Origin of the sequence: Qipengyuania gaetbuli (genome assembly GCF_009827315.1) — a bacterium.
Classification (GTDB): Bacteria; Pseudomonadota; Alphaproteobacteria; order Sphingomonadales; family Sphingomonadaceae; genus Qipengyuania; species Qipengyuania gaetbuli.
In genome coordinates, this window is record NZ_WTYF01000004.1 from 1136642 (window position 1) to 1161878 (window position 25237).

Annotated in this window: 28 protein-coding genes and 1 tRNA gene; 14 read left to right on the top strand and 15 right to left on the bottom strand. The window is 64.9% G+C overall.

Features of this window, described 5'->3' with window-relative positions; translation table 11 throughout:
* Positions 1–28: 28 nt before the first annotated feature.
* From GRI42_RS07990 to recR, 3 genes are all read right to left on the bottom strand, one after another.
* On the bottom strand, positions 29–340 hold the full coding sequence (locus tag GRI42_RS07990) for a hypothetical protein (protein WP_160607855.1): 312 nt from the start codon (positions 338–340) through the stop codon (positions 29–31).
* A 3-nt stretch (positions 341–343) separates the two neighbouring features.
* Entirely contained in the window at positions 344–910 is a 567-nt protein-coding gene (locus tag GRI42_RS07995; RefSeq protein WP_160607857.1) for a peptide deformylase, read from the bottom strand.
* Between the two features lie 64 nt (positions 911–974).
* Complete coding sequence (gene recR, locus GRI42_RS08000; RefSeq protein ID WP_160607859.1) at positions 975–1571, bottom strand: recombination mediator RecR; 597 nt, start codon at positions 1569–1571, stop codon at positions 975–977.
* Between the two features lie 52 nt (positions 1572–1623).
* On the opposite strand from recR, the gene fmt reads away from it, so the two are divergent.
* The 3 genes from fmt to GRI42_RS08015 all read left to right on the top strand — a co-directional run bounded on the left by fmt (position 1624) and on the right by GRI42_RS08015 (position 4471).
* A complete protein-coding gene (gene fmt, locus GRI42_RS08005) occupies positions 1624–2532 on the top strand; it encodes a methionyl-tRNA formyltransferase (RefSeq protein WP_160607861.1) in 909 nt (302 codons plus the stop codon).
* Positions 2529–3278 (top strand): tRNA pseudouridine(38-40) synthase TruA, encoded by a 750-nt coding sequence (gene truA, locus GRI42_RS08010; protein ID WP_160607863.1) that lies wholly within the window; start codon positions 2529–2531, stop codon positions 3276–3278. The genes fmt and truA overlap by 4 nt, the downstream gene beginning before the upstream one ends.
* An 80-nt stretch (positions 3279–3358) precedes the next feature.
* Positions 3359–4471, top strand: coding sequence for a zinc-binding dehydrogenase (locus GRI42_RS08015; protein ID WP_160607865.1), 1113 nt, complete (start codon positions 3359–3361; stop codon positions 4469–4471).
* Positions 4472–4474: 3 nt separating this feature from the next.
* Here GRI42_RS08015 and GRI42_RS08020 read toward each other — a convergent pair whose 3' ends face one another.
* The gene (locus GRI42_RS08020) at positions 4475–5452 is read right to left on the bottom strand and encodes an asparaginase (RefSeq protein WP_160607867.1); all 978 of its coding nucleotides are present in this window, start codon (positions 5450–5452) and stop codon (positions 4475–4477) included.
* 198 nt (positions 5453–5650) lie between these two features.
* Between GRI42_RS08020 and GRI42_RS08025 the strand changes: the two genes are divergently transcribed.
* Together GRI42_RS08025 and GRI42_RS08030 are read left to right on the top strand one after the other, a co-directional pair.
* On the top strand, positions 5651–6424 hold the full coding sequence (locus GRI42_RS08025; protein ID WP_160607869.1) for a Crp/Fnr family transcriptional regulator: 774 nt from the start codon (positions 5651–5653) through the stop codon (positions 6422–6424).
* Between the two features lie 55 nt (positions 6425–6479).
* Positions 6480–6555: transfer RNA gene (locus tag GRI42_RS08030), tRNA-Val, on the top strand.
* 7 nt (positions 6556–6562) lie between these two features.
* On the opposite strand, the gene GRI42_RS08035 is transcribed toward GRI42_RS08030, so the two are convergent.
* The 5 genes from GRI42_RS08035 to GRI42_RS08055 form a co-directional block, all read right to left on the bottom strand.
* The gene (locus tag GRI42_RS08035) at positions 6563–6706 is read right to left on the bottom strand and encodes a DUF2474 domain-containing protein (protein ID WP_160609142.1); all 144 of its coding nucleotides are present in this window, start codon (positions 6704–6706) and stop codon (positions 6563–6565) included.
* Positions 6706–7713: a cytochrome d ubiquinol oxidase subunit II gene (gene cydB, locus GRI42_RS08040; protein ID WP_160607871.1), complete on the bottom strand. Its 1008-nt coding sequence runs from the start codon at positions 7711–7713 to the stop codon at positions 6706–6708. Before cydB ends, GRI42_RS08035 begins: the two co-directional genes overlap by 1 nt.
* Positions 7703–9160, bottom strand: coding sequence for a cytochrome ubiquinol oxidase subunit I (locus GRI42_RS08045; RefSeq protein ID WP_160609143.1), 1458 nt, complete (start codon positions 9158–9160; stop codon positions 7703–7705). Before GRI42_RS08045 ends, cydB begins: the two co-directional genes overlap by 11 nt.
* Before the next feature lie 86 nt (positions 9161–9246).
* Positions 9247–10473, bottom strand: coding sequence for an NAD(P)/FAD-dependent oxidoreductase (locus GRI42_RS08050; protein WP_160607873.1), 1227 nt, complete (start codon positions 10471–10473; stop codon positions 9247–9249).
* A gap of 66 nt (positions 10474–10539) precedes the next feature.
* The gene (locus tag GRI42_RS08055) at positions 10540–11097 is read right to left on the bottom strand and encodes a TlpA family protein disulfide reductase (protein WP_160607875.1); all 558 of its coding nucleotides are present in this window, start codon (positions 11095–11097) and stop codon (positions 10540–10542) included.
* 55 nt (positions 11098–11152) lie between these two features.
* On the opposite strand from GRI42_RS08055, the gene argH reads away from it, so the two are divergent.
* The 4 genes from argH to GRI42_RS08075 all read left to right on the top strand — a co-directional run bounded on the left by argH (position 11153) and on the right by GRI42_RS08075 (position 14819).
* The gene (argH, locus tag GRI42_RS08060) at positions 11153–12487 is read left to right on the top strand and encodes an argininosuccinate lyase (protein ID WP_234033910.1); all 1335 of its coding nucleotides are present in this window, start codon (positions 11153–11155) and stop codon (positions 12485–12487) included.
* Positions 12487–12723 carry a hypothetical protein gene (locus tag GRI42_RS08065; RefSeq protein WP_160607877.1) on the top strand — a complete coding sequence of 79 codons (237 nt, stop codon included), beginning with the start codon at positions 12487–12489 and terminating at the stop codon, positions 12721–12723. The genes argH and GRI42_RS08065 overlap by 1 nt, the downstream gene beginning before the upstream one ends.
* Before the next feature lie 63 nt (positions 12724–12786).
* On the top strand, positions 12787–14049 hold the full coding sequence (lysA, locus tag GRI42_RS08070; RefSeq protein WP_160607879.1) for a diaminopimelate decarboxylase: 1263 nt from the start codon (positions 12787–12789) through the stop codon (positions 14047–14049).
* Positions 14049–14819 carry a precorrin-2 dehydrogenase/sirohydrochlorin ferrochelatase family protein gene (locus GRI42_RS08075; RefSeq protein WP_160607881.1) on the top strand — a complete coding sequence of 257 codons (771 nt, stop codon included), beginning with the start codon at positions 14049–14051 and terminating at the stop codon, positions 14817–14819. Before lysA ends, GRI42_RS08075 begins: the two co-directional genes overlap by 1 nt.
* Here GRI42_RS08075 and GRI42_RS08080 read toward each other — a convergent pair.
* Positions 14816–15799 carry a helix-turn-helix domain-containing protein gene (locus GRI42_RS08080; RefSeq protein WP_160607883.1) on the bottom strand — a complete coding sequence of 328 codons (984 nt, stop codon included), beginning with the start codon at positions 15797–15799 and terminating at the stop codon, positions 14816–14818. The genes GRI42_RS08075 and GRI42_RS08080 overlap by 4 nt on opposite strands.
* A 123-nt stretch (positions 15800–15922) precedes the next feature.
* Between GRI42_RS08080 and GRI42_RS08085 the strand changes: the two genes are divergently transcribed.
* Together GRI42_RS08085 and GRI42_RS08090 are read left to right on the top strand one after the other, a co-directional pair.
* Positions 15923–16477, top strand: coding sequence for an RNA polymerase sigma factor (locus tag GRI42_RS08085; RefSeq protein WP_160607885.1), 555 nt, complete (start codon positions 15923–15925; stop codon positions 16475–16477).
* Positions 16474–16854 carry a DUF6768 family protein gene (locus GRI42_RS08090; protein ID WP_160607887.1) on the top strand — a complete coding sequence of 127 codons (381 nt, stop codon included), beginning with the start codon at positions 16474–16476 and terminating at the stop codon, positions 16852–16854. Before GRI42_RS08085 ends, GRI42_RS08090 begins: the two co-directional genes overlap by 4 nt.
* Here GRI42_RS08090 and GRI42_RS08095 read toward each other — a convergent pair.
* On the bottom strand, positions 16844–17356 hold the full coding sequence (locus GRI42_RS08095; RefSeq protein WP_234033912.1) for a L,D-transpeptidase family protein: 513 nt from the start codon (positions 17354–17356) through the stop codon (positions 16844–16846). The genes GRI42_RS08090 and GRI42_RS08095 overlap by 11 nt on opposite strands.
* A gap of 28 nt (positions 17357–17384) precedes the next feature.
* Positions 17385–18674, bottom strand: a complete 1290-nt coding sequence (locus tag GRI42_RS08100) for an adenylosuccinate synthase (RefSeq protein ID WP_160607891.1) — start codon at positions 18672–18674, stop codon at positions 17385–17387.
* 126 nt (positions 18675–18800) lie between these two features.
* On the opposite strand from GRI42_RS08100, the gene GRI42_RS08105 reads away from it, so the two are divergent.
* Genes GRI42_RS08105 through GRI42_RS08115 form a run of 3 tightly spaced genes read left to right on the top strand, consistent with a single transcriptional unit; the run spans position 18801 to position 21219 of the window.
* Positions 18801–19616 (top strand): aldo/keto reductase, encoded by an 816-nt coding sequence (locus tag GRI42_RS08105; protein WP_160607893.1) that lies wholly within the window; start codon positions 18801–18803, stop codon positions 19614–19616.
* Between the two features lie 48 nt (positions 19617–19664).
* Positions 19665–20615, top strand: coding sequence for an oxygen-dependent tRNA uridine(34) hydroxylase TrhO (trhO, locus tag GRI42_RS08110; protein ID WP_160607895.1), 951 nt, complete (start codon positions 19665–19667; stop codon positions 20613–20615).
* Positions 20605–21219: a glutathione S-transferase gene (locus GRI42_RS08115; protein ID WP_407692157.1), complete on the top strand. Its 615-nt coding sequence runs from the start codon at positions 20605–20607 to the stop codon at positions 21217–21219. The genes trhO and GRI42_RS08115 overlap by 11 nt, the downstream gene beginning before the upstream one ends.
* Here GRI42_RS08115 and GRI42_RS08120 read toward each other — a convergent pair.
* From GRI42_RS08120 to GRI42_RS08130, 3 genes are all read right to left on the bottom strand, one after another.
* Positions 21216–22328 carry an ATP phosphoribosyltransferase regulatory subunit gene (locus tag GRI42_RS08120; protein ID WP_160607899.1) on the bottom strand — a complete coding sequence of 371 codons (1113 nt, stop codon included), beginning with the start codon at positions 22326–22328 and terminating at the stop codon, positions 21216–21218. The two genes, GRI42_RS08115 and GRI42_RS08120, sit on opposite strands and share 4 nt — an antisense overlap.
* A 26-nt stretch (positions 22329–22354) precedes the next feature.
* Positions 22355–23938 carry a phosphoglycerate dehydrogenase gene (serA, locus tag GRI42_RS08125; protein ID WP_160607901.1) on the bottom strand — a complete coding sequence of 528 codons (1584 nt, stop codon included), beginning with the start codon at positions 23936–23938 and terminating at the stop codon, positions 22355–22357.
* 90 nt (positions 23939–24028) lie between these two features.
* Positions 24029–25186, bottom strand: a complete 1158-nt coding sequence (locus GRI42_RS08130) for a phosphoserine transaminase (protein ID WP_160607903.1) — start codon at positions 25184–25186, stop codon at positions 24029–24031.
* Between the last annotated feature and the right edge of the window lie 51 nt (positions 25187–25237).

The following is a 25237-nucleotide window of genomic DNA, read 5'->3' on the forward strand; positions in this document are numbered from 1 at the left end:
CCGAACGACGCGCCGACAAAGCTTTAAATCATGATCGGCTCAATGCCTGCCGCGCATAGCTATACCCGCTGACAAGCTGGGAGACGGCGAACAAGGTGAGCATTGCTACCCAGTACCACGCGCTCCCTCCTGCCATGAACTCGGCAAAAGCCCAATAGGCCCATACGATGCCAAGAAGAATTGCGATCAGGCTGTATACCGCAAACTCGCGTGCCGAAGGCTTGCTGTCGCGAGAGTAGTCATCGCCAACCTCCGACTGCAAGAACCCGACTATGACGAAGAGGACCGTCAAACAGGCTAGAACGAGGAACCCGCTGCCCAGATGGTCGATCCAGCTCACCCGCTACGCCGCTTCGCGCAGTTTCTTCAGCTTCTTCAGCGCCATGTTGCGCTTGAGGCGCGACAGGTGGTCGATGAAGAGGATGCCTTCGAGGTGGTCCATCTCGTGCTGGATGCAGGTGGCCATCAGGCCTTCCATCTCTTCCTCGTGCACGTTCCCGTCGAGATCCTGGTAGCGCACGCGGCAGGTCGCCGGGCGATCGACATCGGCGAAGATGTCGGGGACCGACAGGCAGCCTTCCTGGTAGGTCGCCAGCTCATCCGCCGGATCGAGGATTTCGGGGTTCACGAAAACCCGCGGTTCCTTCTTCGTCGGATAGTGGTGGTGGTGATGGCCCCCGTGGTTGCACTCTTCCGGCTCCGCATCGGTGTCTTCCGGCTGGAGATCGATGACAAGCAGGCGTTTCGGCACGCCGACCTGGATCGCGGCGAGGCCAATGCCGGGCGCGGCATACATGGTTTCGAACATGTCTTCGACAAGCGTCTTCAACTCGTCGTCGAACTCGGTGACGGGTTCGGACACGACCTTGAGCCGGGGATCCGGCACTTCGAGGATTTCACGGATAGCCATGCGGGGTCAGATAGGCGCTGAATGCGACCAATTCAATCGAATTGGATCGGCCAGACTGATCGCCTCACCCCAGAGGCCTGCGTGCGCGGAGCGCCTGTGCGAGCGTGCCTTCATCGAGGTAGTCTAGTTCCCCGCCGACCGGCAGGCCGTGGGCCAGCTGTGTGATGCGGACGGGGAAATCTTCCAGCCGCTCGGCAAGGTAGTGTGCGGTGGTCTGGCCTTCGAGCGTGGCGTTCATCGCGAGCACGACCTCGTCCACCCCGCCTGCTTCGACGCGGGCGAGCAGGCTGGCGATGTTGAGATCCTCGGGCCGGATGCCGTCTAATGCCGAAAGCTTGCCGCCGAGCACGTGGTACTTGCCGGTGAAGAGTTTCGCACGGTCGAGCGCCCAGAGATCGGCCACGTCTTCCACCACGCAGAGCGATTTCGTGTCGCGACGCGGATCGGCGCAAATGCCGCAGGGGTTGCGAGTGTCGACATTGCCGCAGGTCTCGCACTCGACCAGCGCCTCTCCCACCGTTGCCAGCGCCTCCAGCAGGGCAGGGAGCGCGCTTTCGCGGCGCTTGACCAGCCACAGCACGGCACGCCGCGCGCTGCGCGGACCGAGGCCGGGCAGGCGGGCCAGCGCGGAGGCCAGTGTCTCGATCTCTTGCGATGCCATGGAGTGACAGATAGGGGCGCGGGCACAGCAGAGAAAGACCACAAGGCCCGTCATGCGCATAATCTTCATGGGTAGCCCGGAATTCGCGGTGCCGACGCTGCAGGCGCTGGTCGATGCCGCGCACGAGGTGGTCTGCGTCTACACCCAGCCGCCGCGCCCCGGCGGCCGCCGCGGCAAGGAACTGACCAAGACTGCCGTGCACCGGCTGGCCGAACGGCTCGGCATCGAGGTGCGTCACCCCGTCTCGCTCAAATCGGCCGAGGAGCAGGAGAAATTCGCCGCGCTGGAAGCCGACGTGGCGGTGGTCGCGGCCTATGGCCTGATCCTGCCGCAAGCGGTGCTCGATGCGCCGAAGCACGGCTGCCTCAACGTCCACGCCTCGATCCTGCCGCACTGGCGCGGGGCGGCGCCGATCCACCGTTCGATCATGGCGGGCGACGAGGTGACCGGCGTCACCATCATGCAGATGGAAGCGGGGCTCGATACCGGCTCGATGCTCGCCACCGTGCGCACGCCGGTTGAGGACAAGACAACTGGCGAACTGACCGAGGAACTGGCGGAACTCGGCGCGCAGCTGATGGTCGGCACGCTGATCGACCTCGACGCGCTGCACCCGGTCGAGCAGGACCATGATGCGGCGACCTATGCGAAGAAGATCGACAAGGCCGAGGCGCGGATCGATTTCGCGCGACCGGCCGCAGAAGTGGTCCGGCAGGTCCATGGCCTCTCGCCCTTCCCAGGCGCATGGTTCGACCTCGACGGGGTGCGCGTGAAGCTGCTGCGCGCGGAGGTGGCCGAAGGTTCGGGCAAGCCCGGCGAAGTGCTGGACGATACCCTCGCCATCGCTTGCGGGTCAGGAGCCATCCGCCCGGTCGAATTGCAGAAGGCCGGCAAGCCTCGAATGAACCTCGACACCTTCCTGCGCGGCAATGCGGTCGCGAAAGGCATGATCCTTTCGTGACCCGGTTCGCGCTCACTCTCGAGTTCGACGGCACGCCGTTCTTCGGGCTGCAGCGCCAGCCGCACGGGCCGAGCGTGCAGCAATCGGTCGAGAATGCGGCGCAGCGTATCACGGGCGAGGAGGTGACGCTGGCCAGCGCGGGGCGGACCGATACCGGCGTCCACGCGCTCGCCATGCGCAGCCATATCGATATCGAGAAGGACATCGAGCCCTTCCGCCTCATGGAGGCGCTGAACGCACAGCTGCGACCCGACCCGGTCGCCGTGACGCATTGCGAGGTAGTGCCCGACGACTGGCACGCGCGTTTTTCCTGCATCGGGCGCAGCTATGTCTACCGTATCGCCAACCGCCGCGCGCCGCTGACGCTGGAACGCGACCGCGCCTGGCAAGTGCCCCAGCCGCTCGACGCAGGCGCCATGCATGAAGCGGCGCAGGCGCTGGTCGGCCATCATGACTTCACCACTTTCCGATCGGTGCAGTGTCAGTCGGCCAGTCCGGTGAAAACGCTCGACCGGCTCGATGTGGAGCGCGATGGCGAACACGTGCTGATCCATGCATCGGCGCGCAGTTTCCTGCACCACCAGGTGCGCTCTATGGTCGGCTGCCTGGCGCTGGTCGGGATGGGCCGATGGGAAGTCGGCCGCGTGAAGCAGGCACTGGAAGCGCGCGACCGGCAGGAACTGGGGCTCAACGCTCCGCCGCACGGGCTCTATTTCGTCGAGGCGATCTACCCTGACGAAACCTGACGTAACGTCACCCTAGCCAAGCCGCGACGAGGGGCCTAGCGATGGCCGCACACGGACGGGACAGGTTTGGGAGACATGACATGACCACTACCGGCAAGCAGCTTTTCACCACTCTCGCAGCAGACGGCACGCTGACCGTCGAAATCGCCGATGCGACTTTCCCTGACCCGACCGGCAACCAGGTCCTCGTGCGCATGGAAGCGGCGCCTATCAACCCGTCCGACCTCGCGATCCTGACCGGCGCGGCGGATTTCGAGAACGCTGAATATTCGCCCGGCAAGGTTGTCGCCAAGATGCCCGAACCCTTCAATTCGGGCCAGAAGGCGCGCCACGGCCAGCGCCTGCCCGCAGGCAATGAAGGCGCAGGCACCGTTATCGCCACGGGCGACAGCGACATGGCCAAGGCGCTCATGGGCCAGCGCGTCGCCTGCGTCCCGGGCAATGCCTTCAGCCAGTACGCCATGGCCGATGCTGCCATGTGCCTGCCGTTGGGCGATCACAGTTCGGAAGCGGGCGCATCGAGCTTCGTCAATCCGATGACGGCGCTCGGTTTTGTCGAGAATGCGAAGATGGATGGCCAGAAGGCGATCCTCCACACGGTGGGCGCATCGAACCTCGGCCAGATGCTCAACCGCATCTGTCTCGAGGACGGAATGGGCCTCGTGAATATCGTGCGCAAGGACGACCAGGCAGAACTGCTCAAGTCGCAGGGCGCCACGCACGTGGTCAATTCCTCCGACGACGACTTCATGGCCAAGCTCAAGGCTGCAATCGACGAAACCGACGCCTTCTATGGCTTCGACCCGATCGGCGGCGGCCAGATGGTCGACACCTGTTTCAAGGCGATGGAACAGGTCGCCGTGTCGAAGATGACCGAATATTCGCGCTACGGTTCGAACCAGGCGAAGCGCATGTTCATCTACGGCCGCCTCGACTTCGGTCCGACCATCCTGACACCTGCCTACGGCTTCGGCTGGACGCTGTCGGGCTGGCTGCTAACCCCGTTCCTGCAGACCGCAGGCATGGAAACGGTCATGCGGATGCGCAAGCGCGTGCTCGACAACCTGACGACCACCTTTGCCAGCAGCTACAAGACGAAGGTCGACCTCGAAGGCATGCTGACGAAGGACGCGATCCTCGACTACCGCCAGATGAAGACGGGCGAGAAATACCTCGTCACGCCCAACGGCTGAGGCCTAGCGCCCGTCGAAGGCCTGCTGGATGGCGGCGGGATCGCTGGTCCCGCTCGCCAGCAGCAATTGCAGCAGGATCCGCGCCTTTTGCGGGTTGAGCGCCCGCGCGGCGACGAAGCGGTTGGCTTCGTCCTCGCCCTCGCGGTCGACGAGCCCTTCATCGACACGGCTCGACCGGACGACGGCAATGCCGCTGCTTGCCAGGCGAGCAAGTTCGCGCCGCACGGCTTCGGGCATGTTCCCCTCGCCCACGCCGGCCACGACGATGCCGCGCGTTGCCTCGCCCACCAGCCGCAGCGCCTCGTCCGCGCGCATGCCGACGTGGACGAACAGGATCGGCACTTCGGGCAGGTCGCCGTACCAAGGGAACAGCGCTTCCCCGCCCTGTCGCCAAGGCGCACCGAACCATTCGAGCGTTGCAGGAGTGACGAAGCCGATGGATTCGCGCGGAAACCCGCGGAAGGCATCGGTGCCGCGCGTCCGCACTTTGCGCACATCGCGCGCGGCGAAGACACGGTCGCCCATCACCACGAGCACGCCGCGCCCCGACGCATCGCCATCGCTGGCGACGCGCACGGCATTGGCGAAATTGCGCAAGCCGTCATAGCCGACCGCATCGGCAGGCCGCATTGCGCCCACCAGCACCACCGGCTTGGTCGCGGGCAGGGTCAGGTCGAGCAGAAAGGCGGTTTCCTCGAGCGTGTCGGTGCCGTGCGTGACGACGACCCCGTCGCAATCGCCACGACCGAGCGCCTCCAGGATAGCCGCGTGCAGCGGGTTCCAGACCTCGGGCCCGATTTCAGCCGAATCGATATTGGCGATCTGGCGGCCGGACAGTTCCGCCGCCAGCCCCAGCCCACCGACCTTTTCGAGATAGTCATCGATCCCGATCTCGCCCGCGCGATAGTCCTGCGCGATGGCGGAACCCGCGATCCCGGCGATGGTGCCCCCGGTGGCAAGCACGGTCAGTCTGGTAGTCATGGGCGCGAGGGATAGCGGCAAGCCGTCACGGGGTCACGCCTTCATGACCGGGCGCACATGCAGCAGGCAGTAAGTCTTGCGATTATAACAAATGACAATGCGGACAGCATGCTTTGTGCGTATGAATTCCTGAAAAGAACAGAAAGCTAACATCCGTCAATAGACCGCAAACTTCGGACTTGGTTAATCAGCCCCGCAATGGACGCGATAAGAGGTGACATCAGGTCTTCCCCGTTCCCGCTGACCGGCGACTTCCTCGCCGGGCGCCTGCGGGACCAGCTCGACCGGGACGACCTGCAATATATCGAAGACCTGATCGAGACCGTGCAGGATCACGGCGACGGCGCGCGCCTGCTCGAAAGAGGCACGGTTACCGACCGCAGCACCATGCTGATCGAAGGCTTCGTCTTCCGCACGATCGAAAGCGGGGACCGGCGCTACATCGTGGGCGTGCAGGTGCCAGGCGATTTCGTCGATCTGCACGGCTTTGCGCTGAAACGACTGGACCATTCGATCGTCGCTGCCGGACCGGTCAAGGTGGGCACGGTCAGCCATGACAGCCTGCGCAAGGTCATGCACGAGAGGCCCAATGTCGCACGTGCCATGTGGTTCGCGACCCTGCTGGACGCGGCCATCCATCGCAAGTGGATCCAGATCCTCGAACAGCTCGACGCGCCCAAGCGGATCGCCCACCTCTATGCCGAATTGCAGACGCGGCTCGAAATGGTGGGCCGCGATGCCCCGCGCGCATTGCGCACCCCTTTCACCCAGCTCGACCTTGCCGACATGTGCGGGGTCAGTGCGATCCACGCCAACCGCGCGGTCGGCAAGCTGCGCGATCTCGGCATCGCGGAAATCCGCCGCGGCGACCTGTTCTGCGAAGATTGGGACCGCCTGCGCCGCTATGCGCGCTTCGATCCCGACTATCTCTATGGCGATGGCTCGCTGAAGCTGGACAAGGGCTGGTACTGATCGGCGCGCTTGACGCTGCCGCAAAGCGCGCTACATGCCCGCTTCTCCCGCAAGGGGGCGCTTAGCTCAGTTGGTAGAGCATCTCGTTTACACCGAGAGGGTCGGCGGTTCGAGCCCGTCAGCGCCCACCATCCCCCCTCAGGCAAGCCACAGGCGCAGGGCGTAGGCCACGGCCCCCAGCACCGTCACGCTTACGATCCAGATCAGCACCATCCAGCCCAGCCGCTGCCACAGCGGGCGGGCTTGCGCATCCTGCGAACCGGACAGCGGGTCGAACGCCATCAATGATAGCCTTCCGTCCCGACCTTGCCGCGAAACACCCAGTAGGCCCAGGCCGTGTAGGCGAGGATCAGCGGCATGGTGATGGCGACGCCGACCAGCATGAAGGTCTGGCTCCGCTGAGGCGCGGCAGCATCCCAGATGGACACGTCGGGCGGCACGACATTGGGCCAGATCGTCAGGCCGAGGCCCGCCATGCCGAGCAGGAACAGCGCGATGCTGAGCCAGAAAGGCAGGCTCTGCCCCTCCCCGCCCAGCGAGCGCAGCAGCAGGGCAGCCAGCACCAGTGTGGCCACCGGCACCCACGCGGTGAGGTAGATTTCGGGGGCCGAGAGCCAGCGCGCCGCATATTCGGGATCGAGCGCGAGATTGTAGGCGCTCACCGCGCCCATCAGGGCGAGCGTGCCCAGCGCCGCGCGCTTGGCCAGATTGCGCGCATGGACCTGCGCCTTGCCCTCCAGCTTCCAGATCAGCCAAGTCGCGCCGAGTAGCGCATAGCCGACCACGGTCCCGAGGCCGGTCAGCAACGTATAGGGCGTCAGCCAGTCCCACCAACTGCCGGCATAGGCGCGGTCCTGCACCTCGATCCCCTGCAGCAGCGCACCGAGGATCATGCCCTGTGCCATGGCCGCGACGAAGGATCCGGCGGTGAAGCTGAAGTCCCAGAACCTCTCGTGCGCCTTGTCGCGCCAGCGGAATTCGAACGCGACCCCGCGAAAGACGAGGCCCAGCAACATGGCGATTACCAGCGGGTAAGTCGCCGGCAGGATGATGGCATAGGCCAGCGGGAAAGCGGCAAACAGTCCGCCCCCGCCAAGCACCAGCCAGGTCTCGTTCCCGTCCCACACCGGCGCGATCGAATTCATCGCCTGGTCGCGTTCCTGCCCCGGCTCGAAGGTTGGGAACAGCACGCCGATGCCGAGGTCGAAGCCGTCCATCACGACATAGGCGAAGACGGCAAAGGCGATGACGAACGCCCAGATGACTGTCAGGTCGACATCAACGCCCATCGGTCGCCTCCTCCTTGCCTGCGGGAAGGACATCCGGGTCGCGGCCCGGGTTCTGCGTCGGCCCCGGCGTGATGCCGGCGGTCCTGACCGGGCCCTTTTCGGTGCGCTTCACGCCCTTCTCGCCGGTGTGCGGGGACTGACTCATCAGGCGCAATATGTACCAGGTGCCTACACCGAAGACCGCGAAGTAGACGATCACGAACGCGATCAGCGAGGTCGCGACGGCTGGTGCGTCGAGCGGGCTGGCGCTGTCCGCAGTGCGCAGCACGCCGTAGATCGTCCAGGGCTGGCGGCCGACCTCGGTCGTTATCCAGCCCGCAATTACCGCAACGAAGCCCGACGGCCCCATCGCAATCGCAGCGCGGTGGAGCCAGCGCCAGTCGTAAAGCTTGCCGCGCAGCCTTGCGAGCAGGCTCCACGCGCCGATGCCCAGCATCAGGAAACCGATCCCGACCATGACGCGGAAGGCCCAGAACACAGGGAAGACGGGCGGCTGTTCCTCGTCCGCGATCGTGTCGAGCCCGTCGAGCGGGGCGTCGAGTTCGTGCTTGAGGATCAGGCTCGAAAGCTTGGGAATGCCGAAGGCGTAGTCCAGCCGCTGCTCTTCGTCATTGGGTATGCCGAACAGGTAGAGCGGCGCCCCGTCGGGATGGCTTTCGTAATGCCCTTCCATCGCCATGACCTTGGCGGGCTGGTGCTCCAGCGTGTTGAGGCCATGCATGTCTCCGGCAAAAATCTGCACCGGCGCGACCAGCGCAGCCATCCACATGGCCATCGAGAACATCTTGCGTGCGTGCTGGTTGGCGCTGTCCTTCAGCAGGTGCCACGCCCCGACCCCGCCAACCACGAAAGCGGTTGTCAGATAGGCGGCAATCACCGTGTGGACGAGGCGGTAGGGGAAGCTGGGGTTGAAGACGATTTCGAACCAGCTCGCCTCGGGCAGGAACTGGCCGTTCGCGCCTTCGACGAAACCCACCGGAGTCTGCATCCAGCTGTTCACCGACAGGATCCAGAATGCCGAGATGAAGGTGCCCACGGCGACCATCAGTGTTGCGGTAAAGTGCAGCCCCTTGCCGACGCGGTTCATCCCGAACAGCATCACCCCGAGGAACCCCGCCTCGAGGAAGAAGGCGGTCAGCACTTCGTAGGCCATAAGCGGCCCGATCACCGGCCCCGCCTTGTCAGAGAACACCGACCAGTTGGTCCCGAACTGGTAGCTCATGACGATGCCCGACACGACGCCCATGGCAAAGGCGATGGCGAAGATCTTGAGCCAGTACTTGAACAGGTCCTGGTAGACCTGCTTGCCGGTCTTCAGCCACAGCCCTTCGAGCACGGCGAGGTAGCTCGCCAGCCCGATCGAGAATGCTGGGAAAATGAAGTGGAAGCTCACCGTGAAGGCGAACTGTATCCGGGCGAGCATCAGCGCATCGGCGTTCTCGAACATGGTCACCCTATACAGTCACGCCGGCAGCGGTGGGATGAAAGCAATGCACCGGATGGTGCGCGCGGTGCATCACGGCCAGGGCGCAATCAGCCCAGCTTGCCCGGCTTGACCAGCCATTCGCGGCCCTTGAGCATCGCCTCCCAATAGATCTTGGGCAGGATATCGGCCTTGAGCGTCCAGGCGCGCCGGGTCGGTTTGCGCCCGTCGAGCATCCATTCGGGGAAGCTCGGCAGCAGTTTGCCTCCATAGCCGAATTCGGCGAGCACGATCTTGCCGTGCTCCACCGTCAGCGGGCAGCTGCCATAGCCGTCGTAGGCAGCAGGCAGGGACTTATCGAGAATGGCCGCAATCAGGTTCTCTGCCACGATCGGCGCCTGCTTGCGCGCGGCGGCGGCGGTCTTGGCATTAGGCGTATTGGTGCAATCACCAAGTCCGAAGACATTGTCGAACTTCGTGTGGCGCAAGGTTGCCGGATCGACATCGACCCAGCCGCCGTCTCCTGCGAGCGGGCTGGCTTTGATGAAATCGGGCGCGGTCTGCGGCGGGACGACGTGGATCATGTCGAAATCGACTGTCTTGGTGCCGCTTTCGGTAGCGAAAGTCGCGGTCTTGGCGCTGCCGTCGACGGCAGTCAGCCGCTCGTTGAGGTCGAGCGTGATGCCATAGCGTTCGACATATTCCATCAGCGCGGGGACGTAATCGGCCACGCCGAACAGCACGCCTCCGGCATTGTGGAAATGCACGTCCATGTCCTTCAGGCAGCCCCGCCGCTCCCATTCGGAGCAGGACAGGTACATGGCCTTTTGCGGCGCACCTGCACATTTGATCGGCATGGGCGGCTGGGTGAAGAGCGCCCTGCCCGACCGCGTGCGTTGGACAAGGTCCCAGGTGTAGGGCGCAAGGTCATAGCGGTAGTTCGAAGTAACGCCGTTACGGCCGAGAGTATCGGTCAGCCCCTCGATACCGTCCCAGTCGAGCTTCAGACCGGCGGCCACCACGAGGAAGATGTAGCCGACCCGGCTTCCGTCCTCGAGCACGACCTCGTTCTTGTCCGGCTCGAATGCCGTCGCCGCTTGCGAAATCCACGAGACATAGTCGGGCATGACCGATGCCATATCGCGCTCGGTCTGCGACGCCTTGAAGACGCCGCCGCCAACCATGGTCCAGCCAGGCTGGTAATAGTGCTTGGCCGCGGGTTCGACGATGGCGATGCGCAGGCTCGGCTCGCGCTTGTGCAAGGATGCTGCCGTGGCGATCCCCGATGAACCGCCACCCACGATGACGACTTCGAATTCGGCTTTGCTACCTGCCACCGGCCTTCTCCCTGCTATATTAGATAATCCTTATGTATTGGGCCAAGCCTTTGTGCAAGAGGCAATTCAAAGCCCCGTTACCTCGTCGATCGCGGCCCGTGCCTCTTCGCTCGACCAGTCGTAATCGCCGCGCACGCGCCAGACTTCGACGCCCGATGCATCGTATAGCACAGTGGTGGGCAGCGGCGTGTTGTCGTAATGGAAACCCAGCTCGGCATCGGGGTCCATCCATGGCTCCAGATAGCCGAACTCGTTTTCCGCAAAGAAGGCGGCGACCTTTTCCTGGCCGTTCAGGTCCTGGCTGACCGTGATGACCTGCAACTGGTCGTCATAGTCGGCAGCCAGCTGGTCGAGCAGCGGCATCTCCTTCTTGCAGGGCGCACACCAGGTGGCCCAGAGATTAAGCAGCACGGGCCTGCCCTGCAAAGCGCCGAGATTGAGCACGCGGCCATCGAGATCGCGGACATTGGAGGCAGGCATCAGATCGCCTGCATTGCTCCGGTCGATTTCGCCTGTTGCCTGCGCCGAAGCACCACTTTCTTGCGCCGGCTCCGGCTCGCTCCTATCGCAGGCGGAAACGGCAAGACCCAAGGTGACGAGCAGCGTGAGCGAAAAGCGGGACAATCAAGGCTCCAATTCGATGTGGGGCGGCAGGTTCGCCGAAGGACCTAGCGCGATCATGCGCGAAATCAACGCCTCCATTCCCTTCGACAAGGCGCTTTGGCGTGAGGACATCTCGGGCAGTCTCGCCCATGTGGCGATGCTGGCAAAGCAGGGCATCGTCAGCGAGGGGGATGCGGACGCCATCATCAGGGGCCTCAACCAGATCGCCGAGGAATACGCCCGCGACGGGGTGCCCGAGAACTGGGACCTCGAAGACATCCACATGACCGTGGAATCGCGCCTCACCGAAATCGTCGGACCTGCAGCCGGACGCCTCCACACAGCACGCAGCCGCAACGACCAGGTGGCGACCGACTTCCGCATGTGGGTGCGCGAGGCGACGCGCCGCGCGATCGGCGGGGTCGACACGGTACTGGCCGCGCTAGTCGGGCGGGCGGACGAGCACGCCGGCAGCATCATGCCCGGCTTCACCCATCTCCAGACCGCACAGCCGGTCACGCTGGGCCATCACCTGCTCGCCTATTTCGAGATGCTGATGCGCGACCGATCGCGCTTTGCCGATGCGCTGGCGCGGATGGACGAATGCCCGCTCGGCTCCGCCGCACTTGCAGGTACGGGCTTCGACCTCGACCGCGAAATGACTGCCCATGCGCTGGGCTTTGCACGACCGACGCGAAACAGCCTCGATGCCGTATCGGACCGCGATTTCGCGCTCGATTACCTGATGGCGGCCAGCCAGTGCTCGCTCCACCTCTCGCGCCTCGCGGAAGAATTCATCATCTGGGCAAGCCAGCCCTTCGGCTTCGTCAAACTGCCCGATACGCTGTCGACCGGCAGCAGCATCATGCCGCAAAAGCGTAACCCCGACGCGGCCGAACTGGTGCGCGGTCACGCAGGCCGCGTGATCGGTTGTGCGACCAGCCTGATGATCACCATGAAGGGTCTCCCGCTCGCCTATTCGAAGGACATGCAGGACGACAAGCCGCCCGTGTTCGAGGCCGCTGGCCTCCTCGATCTCAGCCTTGCCGCCATGGCCGGCATGGTCGCCGACAGCGGGTTCGACACCGCACGCATGCGCAAGGCGGCAGAGGCCGGCCATGCGACTGCGACCGACCTTGCCGACTGGCTGGTCCGGCAGGCGGATATACCCTTCCGCGAGGCGCATCACATTACCGGTGCGGCTGTGAAGCTGGCCGACCAGAAGGGCGTCGCTCTCGACGGGCTGACGATCGCGGACCTCAAGGCCATCGACGAGCGGATCGATGAGCGGGTGTTCGACGCGCTCTCGGTCGATGCCTCGGTCGCTGCGCGCGCTTCCTATGGCGGGACCGCGCCGGTCAGGGTAAGGGAGCAGGTCGAAGATGCCCGCAGGCGGCTGGAGAAGATCTGATGCGCACCATTGCCCTTGTCACCGCCCTGCTCCTGCTCGGAGCCTGCGGCCAGAAGGCGCAGTTGAAGCCGCTCGAAGGCAATGCGCTCCCGCCGGCTCCGTTCGGGTCCGAAGTTCGCCCCGATGCAGACGATCTGCTCGAGCTGAAGCCGCAGGCCGCCCCGGAACGCAGTGTTGAACTGCGCACCCGTTCGGAAGAGCGCGAGGACGATCCCTTCGACCTGCCGCCCGAATAGGTTGCGCCCCGGCAAGCAAGCCTTGCTCGACTCCGGTGCACGGCTTGTGCAGAGGCGCTGACCATGGACCATTTCCAGCTTCGTGACGGCGTCCTGCACGCCGAAGACGTGCCGCTTCCGCTCATTGCCGAACAGGTCGGCACGCCTGTCTACGTCTATTCGCGCGCCACCCTCGAACGGCACGCGCGCGTGTTCCGCGATGCGCTGTCCGGTGTCGAGAACCCGCACATCGCCTTCGCGGTCAAATCCAATCCGAACCTCGCAGTGCTGCGCGTGCTCGCCAACATGGGCTACGGTGCCGACGTCGTGTCGGGCGGCGAACTGACGCGCGCGCTCAAGGCCGGGATGAAGCCGGAAGACATCGTGTTCTCTGGCGTCGGCAAGACCCACGCCGAACTGCTCCAGGGCCTCGAAGAAGGCATCGGCCAGTTCAACATCGAGAGCGAGGAAGAAGGCTACGAATTAGCCGCCATCGCGGCGCGGCACGGCAAGCGCGCAGCCTGCGCCTTGCGGGTCAATCCCGACGTCGATGCGCGCACGCACGAAAAGATCTCGACCGGCAAGCGCGAGAACAAGTTCGGCGTCCCGCTCGACCGGGCAGCCGATATCTATGCGCGCCTGGCGCAGGAAGATGGTCTCGATATGCGCGGCGTGGCCGTGCACATCGGCAGCCAGCTTGCCGACCTCGAGCCGCTGGAAACCGCTTTCGGCAAGGTCGGCGCTCTTATCGCCGAATTGCGCGGCCAGGGTTGCACCGTGACCCATGCCGATCTCGGCGGGGGGCTCGGCGTGCCGTATAAGGCGGGCGAGGAACTGCCCTCCCCGGCGGAGTATGGCGAGATGGTCGCTCGCGTGACCAAGGGCTGGAGCGTCCAGCTGATGTTCGAACCGGGCCGCGTCATCGCGGGCAATGCCGGCATCCTGCTGAGCCGCGTGATCCGCTCCAAGCGCAGCGGCAACGGCCCGCCCTTCGTGGTGGTCGATGCGGCCATGAACGATCTCGCACGCCCGGCTATGTATGGCGCGTGGCACGATTTCGACGCAGTGGTGCCGACCGGCGACCGGATGACCGCGCACATCGTCGGGCCGATCTGCGAGACCGGCGATACCTTCGCCATGGACCGTGAATGCGATGCGCTGGTCGCAGGCGACCTCGCCGTGTTCCGCACCGCCGGCGCCTATGGCGCGACCATGGCCTCGTCCTACAATTCGCGCGGCTTCGTGGCCGAAGTGCTGGTCGATGGCGACAAATTCGCTGTCGTGGCCGATCGCATCGCCGCCAGCGCGATCATGGATGCCGAGCGCGTGCCGGAGTGGCTCGCCTGATGCTGCATTCGCTGCCCCTGTTCCACCGGATCGCGGGGCAGCGGGTGGTGGTCGTTGGCAGCGGCGACATGGCCGATGCGAAGGCGAGGCTCGTGGAACGGGCGGGCGGCATTCCCTGCGGAGAGACCGAAGCCCACCACGCCCGTCTCGCTTTCGTCGCGCTGGAAGACGAACGCGCGGCCGAGGCAGCAGCCCTGCGGCTGAAGCGGGCGGGCCTGCTCGTGAACGTCGCCGACCGCCCGGACCTGTGCGATTTCACCCTACCGAGCGTGCTCGAGCGCGGCGATGTGCTTGTGGCGGTTAGCACTGGCGGCGCATCGGCGGGTCTTGCCAAGCACTTGCGGCTACGGCTCGAGCGCCTGCTGCCCCAGTCGCTGGGACCGCTGGCCACTGCCCTTTCCACGGCCCGCGACCGCATCCGCGACCGGTTTCCCCGCAGCGACGACAGGCGCCGAGCAATCGATGCAGCGCTGTCGCAAGGCGGCCCGCTCGATCCGATGGTGGAAGGCAGCGATGCAAGGCTCGACCAATGGCTTGATTGCGGCGAGACGCCGGAATCCCGTGCCGTCCTGGAAATCACTCTGACAAGCGACGATCCGGACGACCTGACCCTGCGCCAGGCGCGCGCGCTTGGGGAAGCCGACACGGTGATGCACTATGCGGGCGTCGCCGAAGCCATTCTCGTGCGGGCACGCGCCGATGCGGCAAGAGTGCTCTTGCCTGCAGATCCGCCGCCTGAAGGGCGGACGGTCATTCTAAGGAAAGGCTAGAGCGCGGCTGCCATGGGCGCCGCAACAGCAGCCCGGGTCTCCGCGAAATAACGGGCCATCGCGTCGGCCGTGTCGTCGGAGAGCGCAATGTGTGCCCTGCGGCGATCGAGGGGGTCGGGAATGCGCAGCAAAAGCCCCAACTCCACCATCTGCGAAATCCAGCGCAGGGCGGTGGTCGCCGGCACGCCAGCAGCAATGCAGAGCGAAGTGACCGAAACCCGCTTTCTCTCAGCCCGGGCTGCAGCAAGGTCGAGCAGTATGTCCCAGGCGGGATCGGCGAAAAGTTCGGGATCGAAATACCGCGCTCGCTCCTGCCGGTTGCGGATGACCGCACGGATGACCGAGGCATCGGGTAAGGCCGGACGCGGCGATGCACCGCCATGGGCGACATATTCGTCTCCGGCTGCGCGCCACGCATCGGCAGCCGCTTCCAGCCTGAAAGCCCCACCGCCTGCCCGCTGACCGGGCGAAAGCCGTTCGAGCCGTTCGGCCATCTTGCCGACCTGCTCTGTCAGCCTGAGCAGCATCAAGCGGTCTTCTTCGGCCAATTCGCGCAGGCGAAGGTTCGGAACGTGGGCGAGCACCCGGCCGATAGCGACGATGCGTTCCGCCCTGCCCGGGTCCACGAGGATTTGCGCGCCCGACACGGCAAAGCAGCCGAACACGGTGTCGAGCGCGTCCATGCCGGTCGACACGACCAGTTGAGCACCGGATTTGCCCGCGCGCATATCCAGCCGCGAGAGCAGCGCCATCACGCCGGCATCGGCCGCCACGCAGTCAACCAGCACCAGGTCGCCGAGCGATCCGACAGACCCGCTGGCGTATTCGTCGAGCCCGCAGCATTCCATTACGCGGAAACCGGCCGCCACCGCATCTTCCCGCATCTGTTCGCGCAGGACCTCACGGTCGGCAAGAATGGTCACACCCAGCTGGCATCCGGCACCGTCGCACACCGGTTCGTAGGAAAAGTCCGCCTGCATGGAATCACCTTTCGAGGGTCTGATTGGCGAACGTAGTGAGAACAAACGGTGTCCGTGTCAAGAATTTCAGCGATTTGCGGATTTCGATTGAACCTTTTGGCGCTGGCCTGCGACTAAAGGGTCATGACAGGACGGGCGACAGGACAGGGCGATGCCGAACGGCTGTATGACGAATGGCTCGTCACGCTGGTCCAGTCCGGCGACCGCGCGGCCGGAGAGCGGCTGGCGCGCCGCTGGCAGCCCCGTCTTGCCCGGTCGGCCAGGCGCGTGTTGCGCAGTGACGAGATGGCGTTGGTGGCGGTGCAGGATACGTGGATTTCGATCCTTCGCGGTATTGGCGGCTTGCGCGAGCCGTCCCGCTTTGCGCCCTGGGCATTCGGCATCCTGCGGCGCCGCTGCATCGACCGGATACGCAGCGCGCAAAACAGGCGGAGCCACGAGGCGACAAGCGAGGTGGAGCAGTCCCTTCCGGCGGTTGCCGACGAGCGGGTTGCCATCGACCAGGCCTTTGCCGCGCTGTCGCCCGACCAGCGGCTCGCCGCACAACTTCACTTCGTCGAGGGCCTGACCCTCGCCGAGATCGCCGCCGTCCACGACGTGCCCCTCGGCACGGCCAAGACCCGGCTGTTCCATGCCCGCCAGAAACTGAAGGCGGCTCTTGAAGGAGACGACACATGACCGACATCGACGACCGCATCCGCGGCGCGCTGGACGAGGACGACAGGGCCTTCCTTGCCTCGCTGGACGAAGGGCGGGGAATGTTCAGCCAGATCGGGGATGTCCTGACCGGCCCGTTGGGCGGATGGTCGAAGCTCATCTTCGCCATCGCCTTCGTGCTCGGGATTGCGCTGGTTTACTTCGCCTATCGCTTCTTCACCGCCACCGCGTTCGAGGATTCCGTATGGTGGGGTATCGTCACTCTGGGCGCGCTGCTGATGCAGGGCTTCATCAAGGAATGGTTCTATTCGCGAATGAACATGCTGAGCGTGCTTCGCGAAGTGAAGCGCCTGCAGGTACAAGTAGCGATGCTTAGCGAAAGCGCCCCTAGGGCCTGATCTCGATCGGCGTGCCGTCGGGGACTAGCGACCACAGCTCTGCAATCTCGCTGTTCGACAGAGCGATGCAGCCATCGGTCCAGTCCCCCGGTACGCGCGCATCGAACGGCAGGCCGTTGGGCTGGCCGTGGAGGAAAATCAGCCCGCCCGGCGAACGCCCCTGCCCCTTGGCATATGCGCGGTCGGCATCGTTGGGATAGTCGATGTAGAGGCTGAGGTAGTAGCTCGACTGCTCGTTGCCATAGGTAATCCTATAGCGGCCTTCGGGCGTCTTCTCGTCGCCTTCGAAGCGCTTGTGGCCGACTGGCTGGTCTCCGTATTGCAGGCCGCGATAAGTGCGGATCACCTCTCCGGCCTGATACACCCAGAGCGTGCGGTCCGACTTGTCCACCAGCAGGAAGTCGGCCCGCTCCCCATCCTGTGCCTGCTGGGCGCGCGCCTCGGGCACCACTTGCGAACAAGCGGTCAGCGACAGGACGGCGAGGAGAGGCAGAAGACGCATCGTGCGCATCCTGCCACCCGCAGCCTGATCAGTCTATGAAGGGATCGCGCATCAGGATGGTATCGTCGCGTTCCGGGCTGGTCGAAACCAGCGAAACGGGCGTTTCGATCAGTTCCTGCACGCGCTGGATATATTTCACCGCATTAGCCGGCAGGTCCGCGAAGCTGCGCGCCCCGGCAGTCGATTCCTTCCAGCCGTCCATCGATTCGTAGATCGGCTCGACTTCCGCCTGGTCGGCGGCGTGGCTGGGCAGGTAGTCGTAGACATTCCCGCGCAGACGGTAGCCGGTGCAGATCTTCACCTCGTCGAGCCCGTCGAGCACGTCGATCTTGGTGAGCGCGATGCCGGTCACTCCGCTGATCGCGCAGCTCTGGCGCACGATTACCGCGTCGAACCAGCCGACGCGGCGCTGGCGACCGGTGACAGTGCCGAATTCATGCCCGCGTTCGCCGATGCCCTTGCCGATTTCGTCGGTCAGCTCGGTCGGGAACGGACCGCTGCCGACGCGGGTGGTGTAGGCCTTGACGATGCCCAGCACATAGCCGGTCGCATTGGGACCGAGACCGCTGCCGGCAGCCGCCGTGCCGCTGACCGTGTTCGAACTGGTCACGAAGGGATAGGTGCCGTGATCGATGTCGAGCAGGACGCCCTGCGCGCCTTCGAACAGGATTTTCGCGCCGGCCTTGCGGACCTTCTTCAAGCGTTTCCACACCGGCTGGGCGAACTTGAGCACGAAGGGCGCGATTTCGCGCAGGTCGTTCAGCAGGCGCTCGCGGTCGACCGGAGGCTCGTTGAAGCCGGCGCGCAATGCGTCATGGTGCGCGCACAGGCGGTCGAGCTGCGGCTCGAGGCTGTCGAGATGGGCCAGGTCGCACACGCGGATCGCGCGGCGGCCGACCTTGTCTTCGTAAGCCGGGCCGATGCCGCGACCGGTCGTGCCGATCTTGCCCGATCCGGCAGCGGTTTCGCGCAGGCCGTCGAGATCGCGGTGGATCGGCAGGATCAGCGGGCAGTTGTCGGCAACGGCAAGATTGTCGGGATTGATGTCGACACCCTGGCCTTCGATCTTCTCGACCTCGGCCTTGAGTGCCCAGGGGTCCAACACCACACCATTGCCGATGATCGACAGCGTGCCTGACACGATGCCCGAGGGCAGCAGCGAGAGCTTGAAGACGTTCCCGTCAATAACCAGCGTATGGCCGGCATTGTGGCCGCCCTGGAAACGGACGACGGCGTCGGCGCGGCTGGCGAGCCAGTCGACGATCTTGCCCTTGCCCTCATCGCCCCACTGGGCGCCGATCACGGTCACATTTGCCATTGGAAGGATTCTCGTATTTCACGGATGCACAAACGCGCGTCGCGTTAGGCGCTTGCACGGCGCGGGGCAAGGCGCATCGGGGAAACTTCAGGCGCACTTCTCCATTGTTCCTCCAAAGGAGACCTTATGACCGATTACCCCACCCTCAATCTCAACGACGGCCGCCAGATCCCCCGACTGGGCTTCGGGACATGGCAGATCCCCGAGGACGAGGCGGCCAAGGCCGTCTCCACCGCTATCGATGTCGGCTACTGGCTGATCGACACGGCCGCGATCTACGAGAACGAGCGGGGCGTGGGCGAAGGCGTCGGCGAATGGTCTGACATCTTCCTCCAGACCAAGGTGTGGAACGAGAGCCAAGGTTACGAGCGAGCGAAGCGCGCTGCCGAGAAATGCCTCGAGCGGCTGGGCCGCGACCACGTCGACATGCTGCTGATCCACTGGCCGTGTCCGGAAAAGGACTTGTTCGTGGACACGTGGAGAGCCTTCATCGAACTGCGTGAGGAAGGCTTGGCCAAGTCGATCGGCGTGTCGAATTTCCGCGAACAGGACCTGCGCCGGCTGGTGGATGAGACCGGTGTCGTCCCCGCACTCAACCAGGTCGAACTGCATCCCAGCTTCCAGCAACGTTCGCTGCGCAAGGTCCACGAGGAACTCGGCATCGTCACGCAGAGCTGGTCGCCGCTCGGCCAAGGCAAGGGATTGGAAGACGAGACCATCGCCGCCATCGCCGAGGAGACCGGCCAGCCCGCCAGCGCGGTGATCATCCGCTGGCACATCCAGCACGGCTTCTCGACGATCCCGAAGGCCAGCAGCCGCGACCATATCGAGGCGAATTTCAAGGCCCTGTCTTTCACCTTGTCCGATGAGCAGATGGCGCGGATCGACGCGCTCGACAGCGAGGACGGGCGCATGGGACCCGATCCGTCCGACTTCGGCTGATGCGAAGGGGGTGCGGGGTCGCAAATGCGGTGCTAAAGGCGCGCCGAAATGACCGAGCACCCCATCCGCATCGCCGCGCTCTACCACTTCACGCGGCTCGACGATCCCGCTTCGCTGCGCGCGCCGCTGCAGGCGTTGTGCGAGGAACAAGGCGTGCGCGGCACGCTTCTGCTGGCAGGCGAAGGCATCAACGGGACGATCGCAGGCAGCGACGAGGGCATCCAGGCGGTGCTCGAGCATATCCGCGCCCTGCCCGGCTGCGCCGACCTCGAAGTGAAGGAATCGCGAGCCGAGAGGATGCCCTTCTACCGCAGCAAGGTGCGGCTGAAGAAAGAGATTGTGACCATGGGCCAGCCGGACCTCGATCCGGTGGATGGCGTCGGCACCTATGTCGCGCCGGAAGACTGGAACGCGCTGATTTCGGACCCCGACACGATCCTGATCGACACGCGCAACGACTACGAGGTGCAGATCGGCACGTTCGAAGGCGCGATCGACCCCGAAACGAAGAGTTTCCGCGAATTTCCCGAGTGGTTCCGCGCCAGGCGCGCCGAATTCGAGGCAGAAGGCAAGACACCGCGCATCGCCATGTTCTGCACCGGCGGCATCCGCTGCGAGAAGTCGACCGCCTTCGTAAAGGCCGAGGGACTGGACGAGGTCTATCACCTCAAGGGCGGCATCCTCAAATACCTCGAGGACATCCCCGAGGAAGAGAGCCTGTGGCGCGGCGAATGCTTCGTTTTCGACGAGCGCGTCAGCGTGAAGCACGGCCTGGAAGTGGGCGAACACAGCCTGTGCCGTGCGTGCCGGATGCCCCTGTCGGAAGAAGACAAGGCACGCGACACCTATGTCGAGGGCGTGTCGTGCCACCACTGCCATTCGACACGCACCGACGAACAGCGCGCCCGCTATGCGGAGCGGCACCGCCAGTCGAAGCTCGCCCGCCAGCGCGGCGAGGCCCATGTCGGGCGCAAGCTGGAGCCTCGCGGTGACGGCTGAGACCGTCCTCTACAGCTTCCGCCGCTGCCCCTATGCGATGCGGGCCCGCATGGCGCTCAAGGTCAGCGGCGCCGAATACGAACACCGCGAAGTGGTGCTACGCGACAAGCCCGCGGCCATGCTTGAAGCCTCGCCCAAGGGCACGGTGCCGGTGCTGGTCCTGCCGGATGGTTCGGTGATCGAGGAGAGCCTAGAAGTCATGTTTTGGGCGCTCGCGCAGGACGACCCCGAACGCTGGCTGGACCGCAAGGACGATGATCTCGTCGCAGCCAATGACGGACCGTTCAAGCACAGCCTCGACCGGTACAAGTACCATACGCGTTACGAGGACGTAAATCCCGAGGCGCACCGCGAACAATGCATCGCGCACCTTGCTCGGCTCGAGGAACGGCTGGCAGACCAGCCCTTCCTGTCAGGGCAGGCACGCGGCTTTACCGATATCGCGATTTTTCCCTTCGTTCGGCAGTTCGCCAATCACGATGCCGAGCGGTTCGAGGCCGAGAACCTGCCCCGCACCCGCGCTTGGCTGGACGGCCTCACCGGATCTGAACTGTTTGCAGCCATCATGGCCAAGTTCCCGAAGTGGGAGCCAGCCGAGGCCTAGAGCGGGGTCGCCTCGCCGCCGCGGAGGCTGTGCGTGCAGCCCAGCGCCTGCGGATCTTCGTCGCCCGTTACCGCAGCGACCGTCCGCCAGCCGTCGGAACGAAAGCGGCGAGCTGCTGCCCGGTCGTGATCGAGCGGCAGGAACACGGCCTTGCGCATATCGGTAGCTAGCGCGCCCAGCGCTTCGAGGATCGGCTCCATATATAGTGAGAAGCCCGTTGCCGCCTCCTCGCTGCCCTTGATGGCATAGGTGCCGCCGCGCCCCAGCGCGCCGCGTGCATTGTCGGCGTGCAGCGTGAAGCCGAACCAGCTCTGGTAGCCGAAGCCGTGGCGTTCAGAAGGATCGAGTGTCAGGCGCACGCGGTCGCCCAGTGTCGCGGCGACTTCGCGCAGCGCCGAGGTCCGGCTGGCGAGCACACCGCCAGCGTCCAGCGCTGACAGCTTGTCGAGCGCCTGCTCGAAAGGACCGGCGGCATAGATCAGCGGCAAGTAGGCCTCGCCGCCTGCCGCCTTCAGCCCGGCCGCATCCTTCATATCGAGTTCGCGGCGAACCGCTTCGCGCTGTTCGGGCGCGAGCGGGAGCGCCTCCTCGCTCAACGTATCGACGAGGTCGGGCATGGTGAGATCGACCGACAGGCCGGTGACGCCCGCCGCGTCGAGCGCGTCGAGCGCAACGGCAACGGCCTCGGCTGCCGCCGCGACGCTATCGCTGCCCACCAGTTCCGCGCCCAGCTGGAGGCGCTGGCGAGCGGGGTCGAGCTGGTCTGCCTTGATGGTCGCAACCTCGCCCGCATAGCACAGGCGCAGCGGGCGCGGAGCTTCGCGCAGCGAGGTGGCCGCGATGCGACCGACCTGCACGGTCATGTCGCTGCGCAGGGCCAGCGTGCGCAGGCTTTCCGGATCGGTGAAGCGCACCATGCGGCGCGTCGCCACGCCTTCCATGCGGCCTGCCAGCGAATGCTCAAACTCCACCAGCGGCGGGCGCACGCGGTCGTAACCGTGGGCATCCATCGCGCCGAGGATTTCGCGCAGGGCGCGCGTTATCGCTGCGGCGCGCGCAGGGAGGGCGTCTTCGAGGCCGACGGGCAGGAGATCGTCTGGATGGGTCATCGCGCCGCCCCCTGCCCTATCGCGTCTCAGAATTCCAGCGGGATAACAGTCTTCACGCCTTCCAGCGCGCAAGCCGCCTTGACCACGTCCTGTGGGATCGGCTGGTCGACACTTAGCAGCAGCACCGCTTCCCCGCCCGCTTCGCGGCGGCCGAGGTTGAAGGTGCCGATGTTGATGCCGCTCTCACCCAGCAGCGAACCGATACGGCCGATGAAGCCCGGCGCGTCCTGATTGACGATGTAGAGCATGTGCCCGTCCAGTTCGGCCTCGATGCGCACGCCGAAAATCTCGACGAGGCGCGGCGCCTCGGCCCCGAACAGCGTGCCTGCAACCGAACGGTCGCCTGCATCGGTGCCGACCGTCACGCGCAGGAGGGTGTTGTACGCGCCTTCCTTCTCGTGCCGGATCGAACGGATGTCGAGGCCGCGTTCCTTGGCGAGGAAGGGCGCGTTGACCATGTTCACCGTGTCCGAATACTGGCGCATCAGCCCTGCCAGCACCGCGCCTTCGATCGGCTTGCCCGACAGTTCGGCAGCAGCGCCTTCGCGCTCGATGCTGATCTTGGTGAGGTTGCCATGCGCCAGCTGGCCGACGAGGCTGCCGAGGTTTTCGGCAAGACCCATGTAGGGCTTCAGCTTGGGCGCTTCTTCTGCGCTCAGGCTCGGCATGTTGAGCGCGTTGGTGACGCCGCCGTTGACCAGGAAATCGGCCATCTGCTCTGCCACCTGCAGCGCGACATTGACCTGCGCTTCGGTCGTGCTGGCGCCGAGGTGCGGGGTGCAGATGAAATTGGGCTTGCCGAACAGCGGGCTCTCGTTGGCCGGTTCGGTCTGGAACACGTCCAGTGCCGCACCTGCCACCTGGCCGCTGTCGAGTGCATCGGCGAGCGCTTCCTCGTCGATCAGTCCGCCGCGCGCACAGTTGACGATGCGCACGCCCTTCTTCGTCTTGGCGAGGTTTTCACGGCTGAGGATGTTGCGCGTTTCGTCGGTCAGCGGCGTGTGCAGCGTGATGAAATCCGCGCGGGCCAGCAGCGTGTCGAGATCGACCTTTTCGACCCCGATCTCGATGGCGCGTTCGGGCGTCAGGAAGGGGTCGAAAGCGACGACCTTCATCTTCAGGCCGAGCGCGCGGCTGGCTACGATCGAGCCGATGTTGCCCGCGCCGATAAGGCCCAGCGTCTTGCCGGTCACTTCGACGCCCATGAAATCGTTCTTCGGCCATTCGCCTGCCTGCGTGCGGCGGTCGGCAGCAGGGATCTGGCGGGCCAGCGCCATGATCATGGCGATGGCGTGTTCGGCCGTGGTGATCGAGTTGCCGAACGGCGTGTTCATCACGACGACGCCCTTGCCGCTGGCATAGGGGATATCGACGTTGTCGACGCCGATACCGGCGCGGCCCACGACCTTGAGATTGGTCGCGGCATCGAGGATTTCGGGCGTGACCTTGGTCGCCGAACGGATGGCGAGGCCATCGTACTGGCCGATCACGGATTTGAGTTCATCCGGGGTCATGCCCGGCTTCACGTCGACATCGCAGCCACGCTCTTCGAAGATGCGGGCGGCATTCGGGTCCATCTTGTCGCTGATGAGGACTTTGGGTTTGCTCATGACGGAATATTCCTGTCGTTCTCCCGGCGATCGGCCGGGCATTGATATTGTGAGAAGAGGCGGCGGCCCGCAGTGGGGCCGCCAGCCGGATCAGCCGTTCTTGACCTGCTCGTAGGCCCATTCGATCCACGGCAGGAGACGCTTCAGGTCTTCCTGTTCGACCGTGCCGCCGCACCAGATGCGCAAGCTCGGCGGGGCATCGCGGTAGCCGTTGAAGTCGTAACCTACATCGCGGTCTTCGAGCAGCTTGACGATCTTCTTCGGAACGCCCGCCTTATCCTCGTCGGACAGGCTTTCGTACCAGTCGCCCTGGAAGACGAAGCACACGCCAGTGTTGGTCTGCTTGGCAGGGTCGGAGACCATGTTGCGCAGCCACGGGGTCGCCTCGATCCAGTCCTTGACGATCTTGGCATTGGCGTCGGCGCGTTCGAACATGGCCTTGCGGCCACCGAGCGCCTGCGCCCATTCGAGCGCGTCGATGTAGTCTTCGGTCGCCAGCATCGAGGGCGTGTTGATCGTCTCGCCGCGGAAGATGCCTTCGTTGATCTTGCCGCCCTTCTTGAGACGGAAGAGCTTGGGCAGCGGCCATTTGGGATCATATTCCTCGATCCGGTTCACTGCCTTGGGGCTGAGGATCAGCATACCGTGTTGGGCTTCGCTGCCCATCACCTTCTGCCAGCTGTAGGTCGTGGCATCCAGCTTGCCCCAGTCCATCTCCATCGCGAAGACAGCGCTGGTAGCGTCGTTGATGGTCACGCCTTCCCGGCCTTCGGCCAGCCAGTCGGTGTTCGGGATCTTGGCGCCCGAGGTGGTGCCGTTCCAGGTGAAGACGACGTCATTGTCCTGCGGGATCGACGCGAGGTCGGGGATTTCGCCGTAATCGGCATCGAGCGCGGTCAGCTTCGGCAGCTTGAGCTGCTTGACCGCATCCTGGATCCAGACATTTCCGAAGCTTTCCCATGCCGCGACCGTGGCCGGGCGGTCGGGGCGCAGCATCGTCCACATGGCGCATTCCAGCGCGCCGGTGTCCGAGGCGGGCATGATGCCGACCAGGTAATCCTCGGGCACGCCGAGCATCTCCTTCGACAGGTCGATGGCATATTTCAGCCGCGACTTGCCGAGGGCGCTGCGATGCGAGCGTCCGAGCGATTCGGTTTTGAGGTTGGAAGCCGACCAGCCGAGATGCTTGGCGGTCGGACCCGACGAAAAGAAAGGGCGCTCAGGCTTGAGCGTCGGTTCGGCAGTCATGTATTCTCTCCTTGCAGAGAGCACGCGCGGCGTTGGGACCGCGTGGCCCGC